The sequence below is a fragment of the Cycloclasticus sp. genome (genome assembly GCF_019090545.1).
Classification (GTDB): domain Bacteria; phylum Pseudomonadota; class Gammaproteobacteria; order Methylococcales; family Cycloclasticaceae; genus Cycloclasticus; species Cycloclasticus pugetii.
Genome location: NZ_JAHRVT010000050.1, coordinates 1 through 15507 on the forward strand (window position 1 = coordinate 1; position 15507 = coordinate 15507).

Below are 15507 nucleotides of genomic sequence, written 5' to 3' on the forward strand. Positions count from 1 at the left end.
ATTATGAAACCATCATGCCGTTAATCGCGGCATGATTAACTGGGAAAATAACTCCTAAGCAGGTTGTCCTAATTAGTGGAACCACTTCTCTTTTCCAGTTATATAAAAATGCTTTAGGCGACGTTAAACGTTCGATATCTTCTTTTAGCTTGGTGTTCTCGTCAGCTCTAAAATCAATCATCACATTAAGATTAAGGTATTAATGAGCGCGAATTTTACCCAGCGTGACAAACTCATTTTCAGGTGTAACCAGTTCATCATCAATAAACTGAAAGCCGATCCAGTCATCAACCGAATGCGATAAATCGATTTTAATGGCGACTGGGAGCTAATTATTCTTTTCTTTATGTAAACAGCAGGCTCTACGAACAACAAAGGTTTTTATACAAATTCCATTGACAATATCATTAACCTTCAGCAATATTCCTTATTAGGCAATCTACACGCACTGGCCATTAATTTAAGTTGGACTAACCTCATCAGATTCCTCATGTTAATTAAGAAATCAAAGATAGGTCTATTTTTTCTGTCTTTAACACTGATCGCCGTCTCATCGGCGGCTCTAGGTGATACACAGCACCTATATTCAGACAGCTCTTTTAAGCCTGCCTCTTCGCTTGTAGAGTTTGAGTTATCAGATGAAAACAATCCTTTTGATAACGTTGATGATTTTTTATCAACGCACGTCTATCACAACAAAAAACACGCTACTCATAGCGACCGTTCACACCCTATTTACGTTTCAGCACATAATATTGCTGGCAAATTTTCTATCCGCGCCCCTCCCTCCTTCATCGGCTAACGTTATACAGACTAGACTTTTCTGGTCAAAAACAACTATTTTTTAAGGGCTGCCTAATAGCTGCGTATTCGCAATAGCCGTCACAAGCTATGCAATACTGTAAGACAACACGCCTCCCTTAAAGTCATTTTCTGCCTTCCCATGGCATATCATTTAAAAACCGGAGAGCACAACGATGAAAGACTTAGCATTTTACGATACTACTCCCTTCGATGAATTAGCTTGGCCAGAGCTAAACAAACAAATTAGCTTGAAGTCACCAGCGCTCGAAATCTTCACCGATTTTGAAAAAACCCAACCGATGGTTATAAACTCCTCTATGTCTGCCATAGATGCTGAAAAACTCATGCAAACAGAACATGTTCGCTTAAAGTTTGTTGTTAATAGTAACAATCATTTATTAGGTGTCGTTAGCCTAGAGGACTTAAATAGCCGGGAAATACTTAAGCGTGTATCTAAAGGTGAAAACAGAGAAGAACTGTCTGTTACTGACTTTATGAGACCGAGAAATAAATTAAAGTCTTTTGATTATTCGGATCTGGCACACGCCTCTATTAAAGATGTTATTGGTAGCCTTAAAAACAGCGGTTACCGACACTGCCTGGTTGTGGACCATAAGCATCACAAAATTCGAGGAATCATTTCAGCCAGCGACATTGCTAGATCACTTCAATTACAGATAAACATTAAAAGTGACTCCAGTTTTGTTGGGATTTTTAAGGCCATTCAACATTAAATTAAACCTTATAACGGTGAGGCTGGGTTCCCACGATCAATCGTGGGAACCTTTACCTTAATAGAACAGATATCTACGTTCATTTCGTTTCATACTCGATAATTTTTTTAGCATTTTTAACACAGTGCTAATAATAAGGAGCACTTTAGATGAAAATACTTATGATACTAGCCGCTTTACTGCTGCTAATAACCCCCTGCCTTGCATGGTCCTCCTCAGCTACTTACCAACCGATAGACCTTACATCCACTATAGTTGGATATTTATCATTATTAGTTTTTGCTCTCGCCTACACACTAGTGATCTTTGAAGAGCAACTTCACTTACGTAAATCCAAACCGGTCTTATTGGCTGCTGGGCTCATCTGGATCATGATCGCAATCGCATACAAGACCCATGGGTATGATCATGCTGCAGAAATCGCCTTACGCCATAACTTTCTTGAATATGCCGAATTATTCTTCTTTTTATTGGTAGCAATGACCTATATAAACGCGATGATAGAGCGCAAAGTATTTGATGCGCTCCGTGGCTGGTTAATTGATAAAGGCTTCAGTTATAAAAACCTATTCTGGTTAACCGGTACCCTAGCCTTCTTTATATCACCGGTGGCAGACAATCTAACAACGGCACTTATCATGTGTACTGTTGTGCTTACCGTTGGCAAAAACGCTCCTAAATTTGTGTCTATTTCCTGCATCAGCATCGTTGTTGGTGCAAACGCAGGTGGTGCGTTCAGCCCGTTCGGCGACATCACCACGTTAATGGTGTGGCAAAAAGGCTTACTTCAATTTACTGAATTCTTTAATCTTTTTATACCATCACTGGTAAATTATTTAGTACCCGCAGCCATTATGAGTGCTTTCATCCCTGCTGGAATGCCTAACTCTGTCGATGATAATGAAACATTGCTTATTAAACGAGGCGGTCTAACTATTGTTATGCTTTTTGCATTAACCATTTTGACCGCTGTCTGCTTTCATAACTTCCTGCACCTACCTCCTGCCATTGGCATGATGACCGGTTTAGCCTACCTCAAATTTTTTAGTTATTACCTTAAAATTAGCGAGCATTCACGAAACTCACCAGGTTTTGAAGAAAGGTTTCAAGAAGGCAGTAAAGATAACGCACAGACTGATTTTCGTGAATTTGATGTTTTCGACAAGGTTGCAGGCGCTGAATGGGACACCCTATTCTTCTTCTATGGTGTGATCATGGCGGTAGGAGGGTTAGGCTTTCTTGGCTACCTAGGTCTGGCTTCCGAATTCATCTATGGCGACCTAGGACCAACTACCGCAAATGTATTACTGGGCCTTATGTCTGCCATTGTCGACAACATTCCAGTGATGTTTGCCGTTTTAACCATGTCGCCCGATATGTCTCAAGGTCAATGGTTACTGGTTACATTAACCGCTGGAGTTGGAGGAAGCTTATTATCAATTGGCTCTGCTGCAGGTGTTGCCCTAATGGGGCAAGCACGTGGTATCTATACATTTGCTTCACACCTTAAATGGGCACCTGTTATCGCTCTCGGTTACGCTGCCAGTATTTATGTGCATATGTGGATCAACGCGGGGCTTTTTTAAATAACATGTTCTATAAAATAGCTAAAGCTTAATATAAAACATTCGATTAATTAATCCCATGGAGTCACCGCTTAGGCCCAATTTATTAATTTTTTTGCGCACTTTAATAAATAATATTAAGATTTTTATACAGTTAGAATAAAATTAAAATGCGTATTAAATACCTCGACTGTCAGGTTCATGTTGTATATAAGAAAAAACTGATAAAAGTCCTTGGTATATAAAATGTTATCAATATACAATTCTCGCTCTCATATTTATTTTAAAAATAACAAATAGGTGGACATAATTATGGCTAGAAGACAAGACAGGTTAACAGTAGAAGATGTGAATGGTGCGTGGGCAATCATTCCTACACCAGCGATAGAAACTGGTGATCAATGGCAAACAGAAGACAGCGTTGATTATGACGAAATCGCTAGAGCTGTTGACGGCCTTATTGAATCTGGTGTTGACGCCATCATGAGTCAAGGAACTTTTGGAGAAGGCGCTACCCTTACTTGGGAAGAAAAGAAAAAAATGATGGAAGTCATGGTTGAAACTTCAGCCGGACGAGTACCTATCTTTGTTGGTGTTACAACAATGAATACTCGCGAGACTATTCGTCAATTACGTCATGCACGAGATATTGGTGCTGACGGAACAATGTTAGGCTTACCAATGTGGCAGCAAATTGATGTACCTGCAGCTGTTCGTTTCTATCAAGATGTTGCTGAAGCTGTGCCTGAAATGGCAATCGCTATTTACGCTAACCCAGAAGCATTTAAATTTGATTTCCCAGCTCCATTTTGGGCTCAAGTTGCTAACATTCCACAAGTCATCACTTGCAAGTACATAAATATTGGTCAACTACACTTGCACACGATGGTTTCAAAAAAGCAAATTAGATTTTTGCCACTAGAAATCGATCACGCAGATGCTGCTAAAATGGATCCAGAATTCAACACTGCTTTTTGGTCACCACTTGCTTGTACAGGCCCTGAGCTAACCATTCATTGGCGTGACAGTGTTAGAGAAGCGGCTAAAACAGGTGACTGGAGTAGACCAGACGAGCTTTACCCACAAATGGCATTAGCACTGTCTAGCTTATTCCCTCCTGGAGGCTTTGCTGAATTTTCTAAATATAACATTCAGTTAGAAAAAGCGCGTATTAATGCAGCTGGTTGGATGAAAGCAGGTCCATGCCGCCCTCCTTACATGACAGCACCAGAGCACTATTTAGAAGGCGCTGCTAAATCTGGTACAGGTTGGGCTGAGTTAAATAAAAAATTACTTGAAGGCACGCTTTAAGTAAAATATTGATCTCGTCATTAATGTCTAAAGCAGGTCAATAAGTACTTTTCCTGCTTTGACATTAATGGCCGATTTCATAACCGCATCTCGTTCAGACCACTCTTCTTGTGCAAATCGATGAATATATGCGGGTAACACTTCTGAAAGAGCTTGCGTAGCCGTTCTAGGTACAGCTCCTGGCATATTAGCCACACAAAAGTGAGTAACTCCCTCCTCTACAAAAGTCGGTTCGTTATACGTTGTCGGACGAGTTGTTTCAACACATCCCCCTTGATCCACTGAAATATCCACAATGACAGAACCTTCCATCATTAATTTTAAATGGGAACGGTTAATAAAATGCGGCGCTTTCTTCCCGGGAACATGCAAAGCAGCCACTAACAAGTTTGTGGTAGCCATTAACGACAAACATTCCTCTTGATTATTTATAGGGTTAATTAAAGGATCCAGTTGAGTGACTGATGCAAGTGCCTCAAGTGACTTATCATAAACAGACACTTTCGCGCCTATATTTCTTGCTAATAAGGCTGCTTGCCTTCCAGCAGAACCAGCCCCAAGTACCAATACTTGCCCTTTTTCGACACCATCGTCTTGCAAACCGCCTAACAATAAACCAGAACCACCGCGGTATTGATGTAATAAAGTAGCACCTATCTGAACAGATAGTTTTCCGGCTATTTCACTCATGGGTTTAAGGATTGGCAGCTGTTTATTATCTCGCACCGATTCAAAACCAACAGCCGTCAGGCCTATTTTTGATAATTTACTCGCTAGTTCTTCGTTCGCAGCAAGGTGAAGAAAACAAAAAAGAAGGTGATTAGGTGTTAAATATTGAAGGTCCCCCTCTTGCGGCTCTTTTACCTTTACAATTAAATCGCCTGCCTTATAAAGCGTTTGCGCTGTAGGGCAAACAATCACACCAACTTGCCTATATTGGTCATCATCAAAGCCGCTTAAAACACCAGCCTGATGTTCAATATAAAGGCGGTGCCCCTTCGCAATGAGTTCCTGACAAGCCATTGGCGTTAATGCAACACGCCCTTCAGCTGTTTTAATCTCTTTTGGAATACCAATATTCATCAGCATAATACTTTACCTAGTTAGATCTTATCGCCATACTACAGCGCTTTAAAATTAAATTAAATGAGCCAGCGCTCATTTTCAAACATACCCCCTTGGGTATAAGCATAGTTTAAACACAGTTATTTAGGAGCCACTTATGAGCGACAACTCACATCATCGATTAATTATTTTAGGGTCCGGCCCTGCAGGTTACACAGCTGCTGTATATGCTGCTAGAGCCAACCTAAACCCCTTATTAATCACCGGTATTGAACAAGGCGGCCAACTGATGACAACTACTGAAGTTGATAATTGGCCTGGTGATGTAGAAGGCTTGCAAGGCCCAGCTTTGATGGAAAGAATGAAGCAACACGCTGAACGCTTCGATACAAAAATTCAGTTTGACCATATCCATACTACCGAATTACAACAACGCCCATTCACTTTAAAGGGCGATGCAGGCACATACACTTGCGATGCCTTAATAATCGCCACCGGTGCTTCTGCAAAATATTTAGGCTTACCGTCTGAAGAAGCATTTAAAGGAAAAGGTGTTTCAGCATGTGCCACCTGTGATGGTTTTTTCTATAAGAACCAACGTGTTGCTGTTATCGGCGGCGGCAATACTGCCGTTGAAGAGGCACTTTACTTATCTAACATTGCAGAACACGTTACAGTTATTCATCGACGTGACTCATTTCGTTCAGAAAAAATCTTATCCGATAAATTAATGAAAAAAGTGGCCGATGGTAATATTTCAGTCGAATGGTTTAACCAATTAGATGAAGTACTCGGCGACGATATGGGTGTCACGGGTATTCGCATTAAAAACACTCAAGATAATAGTACGAAAGAGATTGACCTTGAAGGTGTTTTTATTGCCATCGGTCATTCACCTAACACTCAAATTTTTGACGGCCAATTAGATATGTCTCATGGGTACTTACATACTGAACGTGGCAGCTCAGGCAATGCAACACAAACCAGTATTCCAGGTATTTTTGCCGCTGGGGATGTCGCTGACTCTATATACAGGCAAGCCATTACATCGGCAGGCTCTGGTTGTATGGCTGCGCTTGACGCCGAGCGTTTTCTTGATGCTTTAGAGGATGCATAAAGATCTGTAATCTATCATGCTCCACTGGTTAGATATAGAAAATGATGCTGAACCATTTCCTTCTCTAGATTACGCATTAGAGGAGCCAAATGGCTTACTAGCAGCTGGGGGAACTTTAAACCCCCAGCGCTTACTAAATGCCTACCGTTGCGGTATCTTTCCTTGGTTTGATGAAGATCAGCCTATTCTTTGGTGGTCACCTGACCCTCGGTTAGTTTTAAAACCGGATGATCTACATATTTCTCGCAGCCTGAAAAAATGTATCAATAAAAATTTATATAGCTGCACCGTTGACAAGGCATTTAATGAGGTCATCGTGGCCTGCTCTACGAGTCGAAAGGATCAACAAGGCACTTGGATTACCGATTCAATGATTGATGCTTATCAAACTCTGTTTACTTTAGGTCACGCTCATTCAGTTGAAGTTTGGGCGGACGAAAAACTAGTTGGTGGTCTTTATGGTGTCAGCATTGGGCAGGTTTTTTTTGGCGAATCAATGTTCAGCCGGTTAGATAACGCATCCAAAGTGGGGTTTGCTTTTTTATGCAAACAGTTAAGTCAATGGGAGTTTCAGCTGATAGATTGCCAAGTCCACTCTGACCATCTAGAGCGATTGGGCGCATCAACCATACCGAGAAAAGAATTTGCTGAACAACTTGCAGTTTATTGTCTAAAAAAACCGTCGACAAACGCGTGGTTACTTTCATGAGCTCACCCTCCCCAGCTGGCAGACAGTTACAACTCTATATATCAACACCACAAGCGTGTGATTACTTAACGGATCGACAATCACAAAATATTTTTATTTCGCCTGATGTCACAGTAACACCTAGCATTTACGAATACCTTATTAGCATCGGTTTTAGGCGAAGCGGACAACATACATATCGCCCACACTGCCCTAGTTGTCGTGCCTGCATTTCTTCGAGAGTGGATGTACAAACATTTAACGCATCAAAAAGCCAACGAAGAGTGTTAACAAAAAATAAAGACCTAAGCGTTAGCTCTGTGCAATCTATTTTCTCAACAGAACACTACGAGCTATACTGCCGATACCAAGCTTTTAAACACCCTGGTGGCTCTATGGAAAGTTTCGGTGAAAATGAATACGAAGAGTTTTTATGTCAATCATTTGGTAACAGTTTGATGTTTGAAACCCGTTTGGGTGAAAAACTATTAGCTGTTTCAGTAACAGATATTTTTGGTGATGCCCTCTCTGCAGTTTATACTTTCTTCGACCCAGAATACTCAGCTAGAAGTCTGGGGACCTTTTCAATTTTGCAGCAGATCAAGGCCACTCAAAACCGCGGGAAAAGGCATTTATACCTTGGGTATTACATAAAAAATTCAGTAAAAATGGCTTATAAAACTAATTTCATGCCCCTTGAGATGTTAATTGAAGGAAAATGGCGTCGTTACACTAAAGATGATGAGCTACCCGATCAAAGCGCATCTTTGGACTCCCCAATAACTTTTTAAACCAATTCGTACTTAACACCGCTCAAATAGTGTAAAATCGCGCCGCATTAGCTTGTTAATCAAGTGTTTAGTTTATTATTTTTTAAAGGAAATCATGGCAAAAGAAGATCAAATTGAAATGGAAGGCGTAGTAAAAGATACGCTACCAAATACAATGTTTCGTGTTGAGTTGGAAAATGGTCACATTATCACAGCGCATATCTCAGGAAAAATGCGTAAGCACTATATTCGTATTTTAACGGGTGACCGCGTTAAAGTAGAAATGACACCATACGATTTAACAAAAGGCCGAATCACCTACCGAGTTAAATAAGCATCACTCTATACGTATTACTTAACGGGGACACACCCCGTTAACTCATACCCGATCAGAACCTTATCATTTGGTAAGCGTTATTAACGCTGCTCAATTAAGTCTTTCGTTGCTTCTGTGATAATAAAATCAATCTTATTATCCTTTACGTAAACCTTCACTGTTCCGCCGTTGGTTAATCGACCAAATAACAGTTCGTTAGCCAATGGTTTTTTGATATGTTCTTGCACAGTACGTTCCATCGGTCTTGCGCCCATTTTAGGATCGTAGCCTTTTTTCGCTAACCAACTACGTGCTTCCGGCTCCAATGTTAACGATACATTCTTATCATGTAATTGAGACTCTAGTTCAAATATAAACTTGTCTACCACATGAATAATGGTGTCTTCGTCTAGTGATTTAAATTGAACAACCGCATCGAGTCTATTTCTAAATTCTGGTGAAAATGACTTTTCAATCACTTGCATACTATCTGATGAGTGCTCTTGTTCAGTAAAACCAATTGAGGCACGACTCGCTTCTTGCGCGCCAGCATTCGTCGTCATCACTAACATGATGTTTCTAAAGTCTGCTTTTCTGCCGTTATTATCTGTTAACGTGCCGTGATCCATAATTTGCAGTAATAAATTAAAGATATCAGGATGGGCTTTTTCAATTTCATCAAGCAACAAAATTGCATACGGGTGCTTGTTCACTTCCTCTGTTAGTAAGCCACCTTGATCATAGCCAACATAACCTGGGGGTGAACCGATCAAACGAGAGACCGTATGACGCTCCATGTACTCTGACATATCAAAGCGAATTAAATCGACACCCATTATTTTGGCTAGTTGATTGGTCACTTCTGTTTTACCTACACCCGTAGGACCAGCGAATAAAAATGACCCTATGGTTCTTTCTTCTTGGCCAAGCCCAGCTCGACTTAAAATAACAGCATCAGACAGTTTCTCAATCGCTTCATCTTGGCCGAAAACAACCATTTTAAGATGGCGCGCCAAGTCCTTCAGCTTGTCTTTATCTTGAGATGAAATGCTTTTCTCAGGAATTCTCGCAATTTGAGCAATGATTTTTTCGATATCGCTAGTTAAGATCACCGGTGGCCGATCCGCTTCAGGCAACAAACGCTGTTTTGCGCCAGCTTCATCAATAACATCAATTGCTTTATCCGGTAAAAACCTATCATTGAGATAACGGTCTGCTAATTTAGCTGCCGTTTCGATACTTTCAGCGCTGTATTCAATATTATGATGTTCCTCATAACGTGGTTTTAAGCCTTTTAAGATACGAATAGTATCGTCAACTGATGGCTCATTGACATCAATTTTCTGAAAACGTCTTGCTAAGGCATGATCTTTTTCAAAAATACCGCGGAATTCTTTATAGGTAGTAGAACCAATACAGCGCAACTCACCCGATGCCAAAGCTGGTTTGATCATGTTTGAAGCGTCCATCACACTACCTGAGGCAGAACCTGCTCCAATGATAGTATGTATTTCGTCAATAAATAGTATGCTTTTTTCTTGTTTTTTAAGTTGATTGACCAAACCTTTTAGTCGTTTCTCAAAATCGCCTCGGTATTTTGTTCCGGCAACTAATGTGCCCATATCTAATGAATAAATAGTGGTTTCTTCAAGTACTTCAGGAACATTACCCTCAACAATCTTTAACGCTAGGCCTTCCGCAATTGCTGTTTTACCAACGCCTGCCTCACCAACCAATAAAGGATTATTTTTACGACGCCGACATAGGGTTTGAATCGTACGTTCTAACTCTTTTTCACGGCCAATTAAGGGATCAATTTTTCCAAGTTTCGCTTGTTCATTCAAATTAACTGCATACTTTGTTAGTGGATCATTTGAAGCCTCTTCTCCCTCTGATGCAGGAACTTCCTCAAAGTCAGACATGTCGTCCTCTTCAATTCTTGCAATACCATGAGATATAAAATTAACCACATCAAGCCGAGTCACATTTTGGCGGCTCATTAAATATACCGCTTGTGAATCTTGTTCGCTAAATATAGCCACCAGTACATTCGCACCAGTCACTTCTTTTTTACCGGACGACTGAACATGAAATACCGCTCGCTGAAGAACCCGCTGAAAACCTAGTGTCGGTTGAGTTTCACGTTCGACATCACTTGGAATAATCGGCGTAGACTCTTCTAAATATGCCTCAAGATCACTGGTCATTGCCTCTACATTGCCACCAGATGCTTCAAACACTTCACACGCAGACTTATTACTCATCATCGCTAACAGCAAGTGTTCTACTGTTATAAATTCGTGACGTTTCTCGTGCGCTTGTTTAAACGCATCGTTTAATGACTGTTCTAACTCTTTGTTAAGCATTGTTCACTCCACTTCTTCTAATGTGCACTGCAAAGGATGCTGGTTCTCTTGAGAATGCGCTATGACCTGTTGCACTTTTGTTTCCGCTATATCTTTAGTATAAATACCACATACACCAATACCACTAGTATGCACATTCATGGTGATTCTAACGGCCTCTTCTTTATCTTTATAAAAAATTGTTTGCAAAATAGACACCACAAAATCCATTGGCGTGAAATCATCATTTAACAACAACACCTTATACATCGGCGGCTTTTGCAACTTCGGTTTTGATTCTTGAACAGCTAAATTGCCGTCGTCTTGGTCATCTTCAAAAGGTAAATCAGGCATACGTTTCAATAATTAAAATTAAGTTATGTCATTTTGACAGAAAAAACATCATCTTGTTCTATATAGTCGAACTAAATAGATAGACTTTTTCATCAGGCCGTTGAGCAATGGTATACCATCTGCTTCAAATCTGAACAGCCTTTTAACACCACTATATTTTATTGCTACAAACTCCAGTTAACTTACTAAATGGTGCCTGTGAAATGATTTTTCAAGTTAACTTAAATCATCCGCACGTTCACATAAGTGCACTGCTTGTGTTTATAACACCTTATGCTTTAGAAAAAACAGCTCAACTTAATTTTATAAACACATGTACTGATAACTCCTACAGCACACTATTTAGGCCTATTAATCGCTTCAACCCTTTTTTTCACTCAGACACCAATGAAATAAAGTCTGCCTTAATATCTTCATTAATATAGGCCATTCCGAGCTTATTTAAATAGTCTAAACGAGGTGCGTTCTTCAACTCTATACGCAGTTCTCCGGCCTGACAGTGTTGATAAAGCGCGGCAACATACTCAAGGTAGTCCTGCCCGTCCTTAATCATTAACAAACTGGCTGCGCCAACATCAGGGCGAACAGCTTGATGTTGTTCTTGCGTTAATGCAATAGCAAAAACAACCGGCGATTCTTCAACGTCAACCCGTAAACGTCTACGGCGTACAGTTTGCTGAGCCCAGTAATAGGCCAGTTCTTTACTGGGTGTTAAAAAAACTGGTTCAGTCGTTTCACGATAAGTATTTCCAATAGTCGCCATGGTGCTCTTTGCTGCTTCGTTCATAAGGTGATCACCTGAACGTTTTAAGCCAGCAGACAAAATAGAGTCAACTAAAGATGAGGAGGTACCGTGATACCAAACATGACTAGTAATAAAACCGTTTCTGCTTAGAAGCATGTTGGCATCTTTTAAATAATGGGGTATCTCACGCATTTAATGGTCCTTTCTATCTATACTAACCTTACGTCGAATTTTAAACTCAGCCAAATAAAAAGGCGACTTCAGTAGAAAAAGCCGCCTTTAAAGTACATAAGTTTCAACAAATACGCTTAGCTAACGCATCTCTCTAGGTATTTAAGAAAACTGATTGGAGGTGTTTTTCGCGCCACCCGCTTTCAGTGCATTTTCACCTGCAAAATATTCTTTGTGGTCATCGCCCATGTCTGATCCCGACATATTTTGATGTTTAACACAGGCAATACCCTGACGAATTTCTTTTCGCTGTACGTCCCTTACATAGCCTAGCATTCCAGCCTCACCGAAATACTCTTTAGCCAAGTTATCTGTAGACAATGCGGCTGTGTGGTACGTCGGCAATGTAATCAAGTGATGAAAGATATTTGCTTCTCGAGACGAGTCAGCTTGGAACGTGCGAATTTTATCGTCTGCATCGGCAGCCAATTCCGTTGCATCATATTTAGCATTCATCAGATCTTCTCGGTCGTAAGCCGATACATCCTTACCCTCTTCGACCCATCGATCGTAAGCCTGTTGACGGAAATTAAGCGTCCAGTTGAATGATGGGCTATTGTTGTACACTAACTTCGCATTAGGAATCTCTTTACGTACTTCGTTCATCATGTCTGCAATGTCTTTAACGCTTGGTGTTGCCGTTTCAATCCAAAGAAGATCGGCACCCGCTTTAATAGCTTCGATTGAGTCAAATACGCAACGTTCAGGACCAGTACCTTGACGAAATTGGTATAGACCAGAAGGTAAGCGCTTAGGGCGAACAAGTTTACCGTCACGATTAAAACATACGTCACCTTCAGCCATATCAGCTACGTCAATTTCTTCAACATCTAAGAAAGAATTGTATTGATCGCCTTGGTCACCAGGCTCTTTAACCACCGCGATTTCTTTGGTTAGGCCAGCACCTTCAGAATCTGTACGAGCAACAATTAGCCCATTGTCGATACCCAATTCTAGAAATGCGTGACGTAATGCACGAATTTTGGCATGAAAATCAGCATGAGGAACCGTGACTTTGCCATCTTGGTGACCACATTGTTTTTCATCCGCCACCTGGTTTTCAATTTGTAAACAACAGGCCCCCGCTTCAATCATTTGTTTGGCCATTAAATAAGTCGCTTCCGCATTACCAAAGCCCGCATCAATATCAGCAACAATCGGCACAACGTGGGTCACATGATTATCAATTTCTTCTTGGATTTGTTCGACTGTAGCCTCATCACCTGCTTCGCGAGCCGTATCTAATTGACGAAACAGGCCACCTAATTCACGCGCGTCAGCCTGCCGAAGAAATGTATAAAGCTCTTCGACTAATGAAGCAACCGCGGTTTTTTCATGCATTGATTGATCGGGTAAAGGACCAAACTCAGAGCGTAAGGCCGCCACCATCCAACCAGAAAGGTAAAGGTAACGGCGATCCGTCTTGCCACCAAAGTGCTTCTTAATAGAAATCATTTTTTGTTGACCAATAAAACCGTGCCAGCAACCTAATGATTGTGTGTATAGCGTGTTGTCTGCATCGAAGGCCGCCATGTCTGCATTCATAATATCAGCGGTATATTGCGCGATATCAAGGCCCGTTTTAAATTTGTTCTGTGCACGCATACGTGCAACAGATTCTGGGTTAATGGCAGCCCAAGAATTTCCCTTAGCTTGAACTAACTCTGAAACAGCATTTATATCATTTGTATAAGATGACATTTAGATCTCCTTTCAATTAATGACGTAAAAAGTAAACATGTATAGCGTTAAAATATATGGACATTTTACTGCCCAACCTAACGTAACTGATTCCTAGCAACTACAAATACTCGTAAGCTGGTACCGTTAAGAAATCCACTAGTTTTTCAGATGTGGTAAAGCGGTCCATTATTTTTGCCGCCTCGCTGAAACGGCCCTCTTTAAAGCGCTTTTCACCAATCTCACTCTTAATAGTTTCCATTTCTTCAAGCATTAATTCGCGGAACAATTCAACGGTTACTTTTTTGCCGTTGCTTAAGTTTTTGCCGTGATGTATCCATTGCCAGATTGATGAGCGTGAAATCTCTGCAGTTGCCGCATCTTCCATCAAACCATAGATCGGCACACAACCATTACCTTGGATCCATGCTTCAATATATTGAACAGCTATTCGCAAATTAGCCCGCATCCCCTCTTCTGTTCGATCGCCTTCACAAGGCTCTAATAAATCCTCTGCTGTCACGTCGGCATCTTCAGTACGCAATACGTCCATTTGGTTTGCTTTGCCTTCACCAATATATTCATTAAAGACCGCCATTGCTGTATCTGCCAGACCTGGGTGCGCGACCCATGTTCCATCATGGCCATTTTTTGCTTCTAGCGTTTTATCGCCAACGACTTTTTTTAAGACAGTGGCATTAGCCTCGGCATCTTTTGCGGGTATAAACGCTGCCATTCCGCCCATTGCTAAAGCACCGCGTTTATGACAAGTTTTAATTAATAGCCTCGAATATGCACTCAAAAAGGGTTTATCCATGGTCACAACTTGGCGGTCTGGAAGCACACGATCTGGGTAATTTTTAAGCGTTTTGATGTAGCTAAATATATAATCCCAACGACCACAGTTAAGTGCCACAATATGATCACGAAATTCGTAGAGAATCTCCTCCATTTCAAAGACAGCCGGTAGTGTTTCAATCAAAACAGTTGCTTTGATAGTACCCCGCTCTAACCCTACCAAATCTTCAGCTTTATCCATTAAGTCAGCCCACCAGCGAGCTTCTTTATGCGATTGCAATTTAGGAATATAAAAGTATGGCCCTGAGCCTTTTGCTAATAAGGTTTTATAGTTATGGAAAAAATAGTATGCAAAATCAATTAAACCACCAGGAATTTCCTGTCCGTTTAAATGAATGTGCTTTTCAGGAAGATGCAAACCTCGTGCGCGGCAAACAAGTACCGCAGGGTCATCATTTAGTTCATAGTGTTTGCCTGATTTAGGGTCATCCAATGAGATAGTCCCATTAACTGCATCACGCATATTAACTTGGCCCTGAGCGACTTTATCCCACGTCGGCGACAATGAATCCTCAAAATCGGCCATAAACACTTTTACATTGGCGTTTAAAGCATTAATGATCATTTTACGATCAACAGGACCGGTAATCTCTACTCGTCTGTCTTGTAGGTCATCTGGAATACCTAAGATACGCCAATCACCCTCACGTATATGTTTTGTTTCCGCTAAAAAGTCAGGCAATTGACCCGCATCAATTTCGGCCTGCCTTACTTTACGTGCCTCGAGTAATGCTGCAACACGAGGGGAAAACTCTTCCGCTAATGTTGACACAAAAGCATTTGCTTCATCGTTATAAATACTGGCATAACTTGGTAACAGTTCACCTTTAAACGTTAATGCATTCATTTAAACCTCCTAAGTCGGTTATAAAATAATGTTTGTGCAGTGCATTATATTAACTTTATACCACCGTACAATCCCAA

The 15507-nt window shown here is 40.8% G+C and carries 15 protein-coding genes; 8 read left to right on the forward strand and 7 right to left on the reverse strand.

What is annotated here, in order from left to right; genetic code table 11:
- Position 1 precedes the first annotated feature (1 nt).
- The gene (locus KUG63_RS11030; RefSeq protein WP_287555355.1) at positions 2-181 is read right to left on the reverse strand and encodes a hypothetical protein; all 180 of its coding nucleotides are present in this window, start codon (positions 179-181) and stop codon (positions 2-4) included.
- Positions 182-490: 309 nt separating this feature from the next.
- Here KUG63_RS11030 and KUG63_RS11035 point away from each other — a divergent pair, with 309 nt between their 5' ends.
- The 4 genes from KUG63_RS11035 to KUG63_RS11050 all read left to right on the forward strand — a co-directional run bounded on the left by KUG63_RS11035 (position 491) and on the right by KUG63_RS11050 (position 4414).
- Positions 491-802, forward strand: coding sequence for a hypothetical protein (locus tag KUG63_RS11035; protein ID WP_015005961.1), 312 nt, complete (start codon positions 491-493; stop codon positions 800-802).
- 175 nt (positions 803-977) lie between these two features.
- Positions 978-1538, forward strand: a complete 561-nt coding sequence (locus KUG63_RS11040; RefSeq protein ID WP_016390651.1) for a CBS domain-containing protein — start codon at positions 978-980, stop codon at positions 1536-1538.
- Between the two features lie 149 nt (positions 1539-1687).
- Positions 1688-3124: a sodium:proton antiporter NhaD gene (gene nhaD, locus KUG63_RS11045; RefSeq protein ID WP_020162169.1), complete on the forward strand. Its 1437-nt coding sequence runs from the start codon at positions 1688-1690 to the stop codon at positions 3122-3124.
- A gap of 291 nt (positions 3125-3415) precedes the next feature.
- Positions 3416-4414, forward strand: a complete 999-nt coding sequence (locus tag KUG63_RS11050) for a dihydrodipicolinate synthase family protein (RefSeq protein ID WP_015005964.1) — start codon at positions 3416-3418, stop codon at positions 4412-4414.
- A gap of 27 nt (positions 4415-4441) precedes the next feature.
- Here KUG63_RS11050 and KUG63_RS11055 read toward each other — a convergent pair whose 3' ends face one another.
- Positions 4442-5503 (reverse strand): alanine dehydrogenase, encoded by a 1062-nt coding sequence (locus KUG63_RS11055; protein WP_020932450.1) that lies wholly within the window; start codon positions 5501-5503, stop codon positions 4442-4444.
- 133 nt (positions 5504-5636) lie between these two features.
- Here KUG63_RS11055 and trxB point away from each other — a divergent pair, with 133 nt between their 5' ends.
- The 4 genes from trxB (at position 5637) to infA (ending at position 8388) form a co-directional block, all read left to right on the forward strand.
- On the forward strand, positions 5637-6596 hold the full coding sequence (trxB, locus tag KUG63_RS11060; protein WP_015005966.1) for a thioredoxin-disulfide reductase: 960 nt from the start codon (positions 5637-5639) through the stop codon (positions 6594-6596).
- A gap of 16 nt (positions 6597-6612) precedes the next feature.
- The gene (gene aat, locus KUG63_RS11065) at positions 6613-7305 is read left to right on the forward strand and encodes a leucyl/phenylalanyl-tRNA--protein transferase (protein WP_015005967.1); all 693 of its coding nucleotides are present in this window, start codon (positions 6613-6615) and stop codon (positions 7303-7305) included.
- A complete protein-coding gene (locus KUG63_RS11070; protein WP_015005968.1) occupies positions 7302-8075 on the forward strand; it encodes an arginyltransferase in 774 nt (257 codons plus the stop codon). The genes aat and KUG63_RS11070 overlap by 4 nt, the downstream gene beginning before the upstream one ends.
- Before the next feature lie 94 nt (positions 8076-8169).
- Positions 8170-8388, forward strand: a complete 219-nt coding sequence (infA, locus tag KUG63_RS11075) for a translation initiation factor IF-1 (RefSeq protein WP_015005969.1) — start codon at positions 8170-8172, stop codon at positions 8386-8388.
- Between the two features lie 83 nt (positions 8389-8471).
- Here the strand turns inward: infA and clpA are convergent, their stop codons facing one another.
- From clpA to aceB, 5 genes are all read right to left on the reverse strand, one after another.
- On the reverse strand, positions 8472-10736 hold the full coding sequence (clpA, locus tag KUG63_RS11080; RefSeq protein WP_015005970.1) for an ATP-dependent Clp protease ATP-binding subunit ClpA: 2265 nt from the start codon (positions 10734-10736) through the stop codon (positions 8472-8474).
- 3 nt (positions 10737-10739) lie between these two features.
- Positions 10740-11069 carry an ATP-dependent Clp protease adapter ClpS gene (gene clpS / locus KUG63_RS11085; protein WP_015005971.1) on the reverse strand — a complete coding sequence of 110 codons (330 nt, stop codon included), beginning with the start codon at positions 11067-11069 and terminating at the stop codon, positions 10740-10742.
- A gap of 373 nt (positions 11070-11442) precedes the next feature.
- Positions 11443-12006 (reverse strand): hypothetical protein, encoded by a 564-nt coding sequence (locus KUG63_RS11090; protein WP_015005972.1) that lies wholly within the window; start codon positions 12004-12006, stop codon positions 11443-11445.
- 141 nt (positions 12007-12147) lie between these two features.
- A complete protein-coding gene (locus KUG63_RS11095; RefSeq protein WP_287555361.1) occupies positions 12148-13746 on the reverse strand; it encodes an isocitrate lyase in 1599 nt (532 codons plus the stop codon).
- Between the two features lie 100 nt (positions 13747-13846).
- Positions 13847-15430 (reverse strand): malate synthase A, encoded by a 1584-nt coding sequence (aceB, locus tag KUG63_RS11100; protein ID WP_277642319.1) that lies wholly within the window; start codon positions 15428-15430, stop codon positions 13847-13849.
- Positions 15431-15507: the final 77 nt, after the last annotated feature.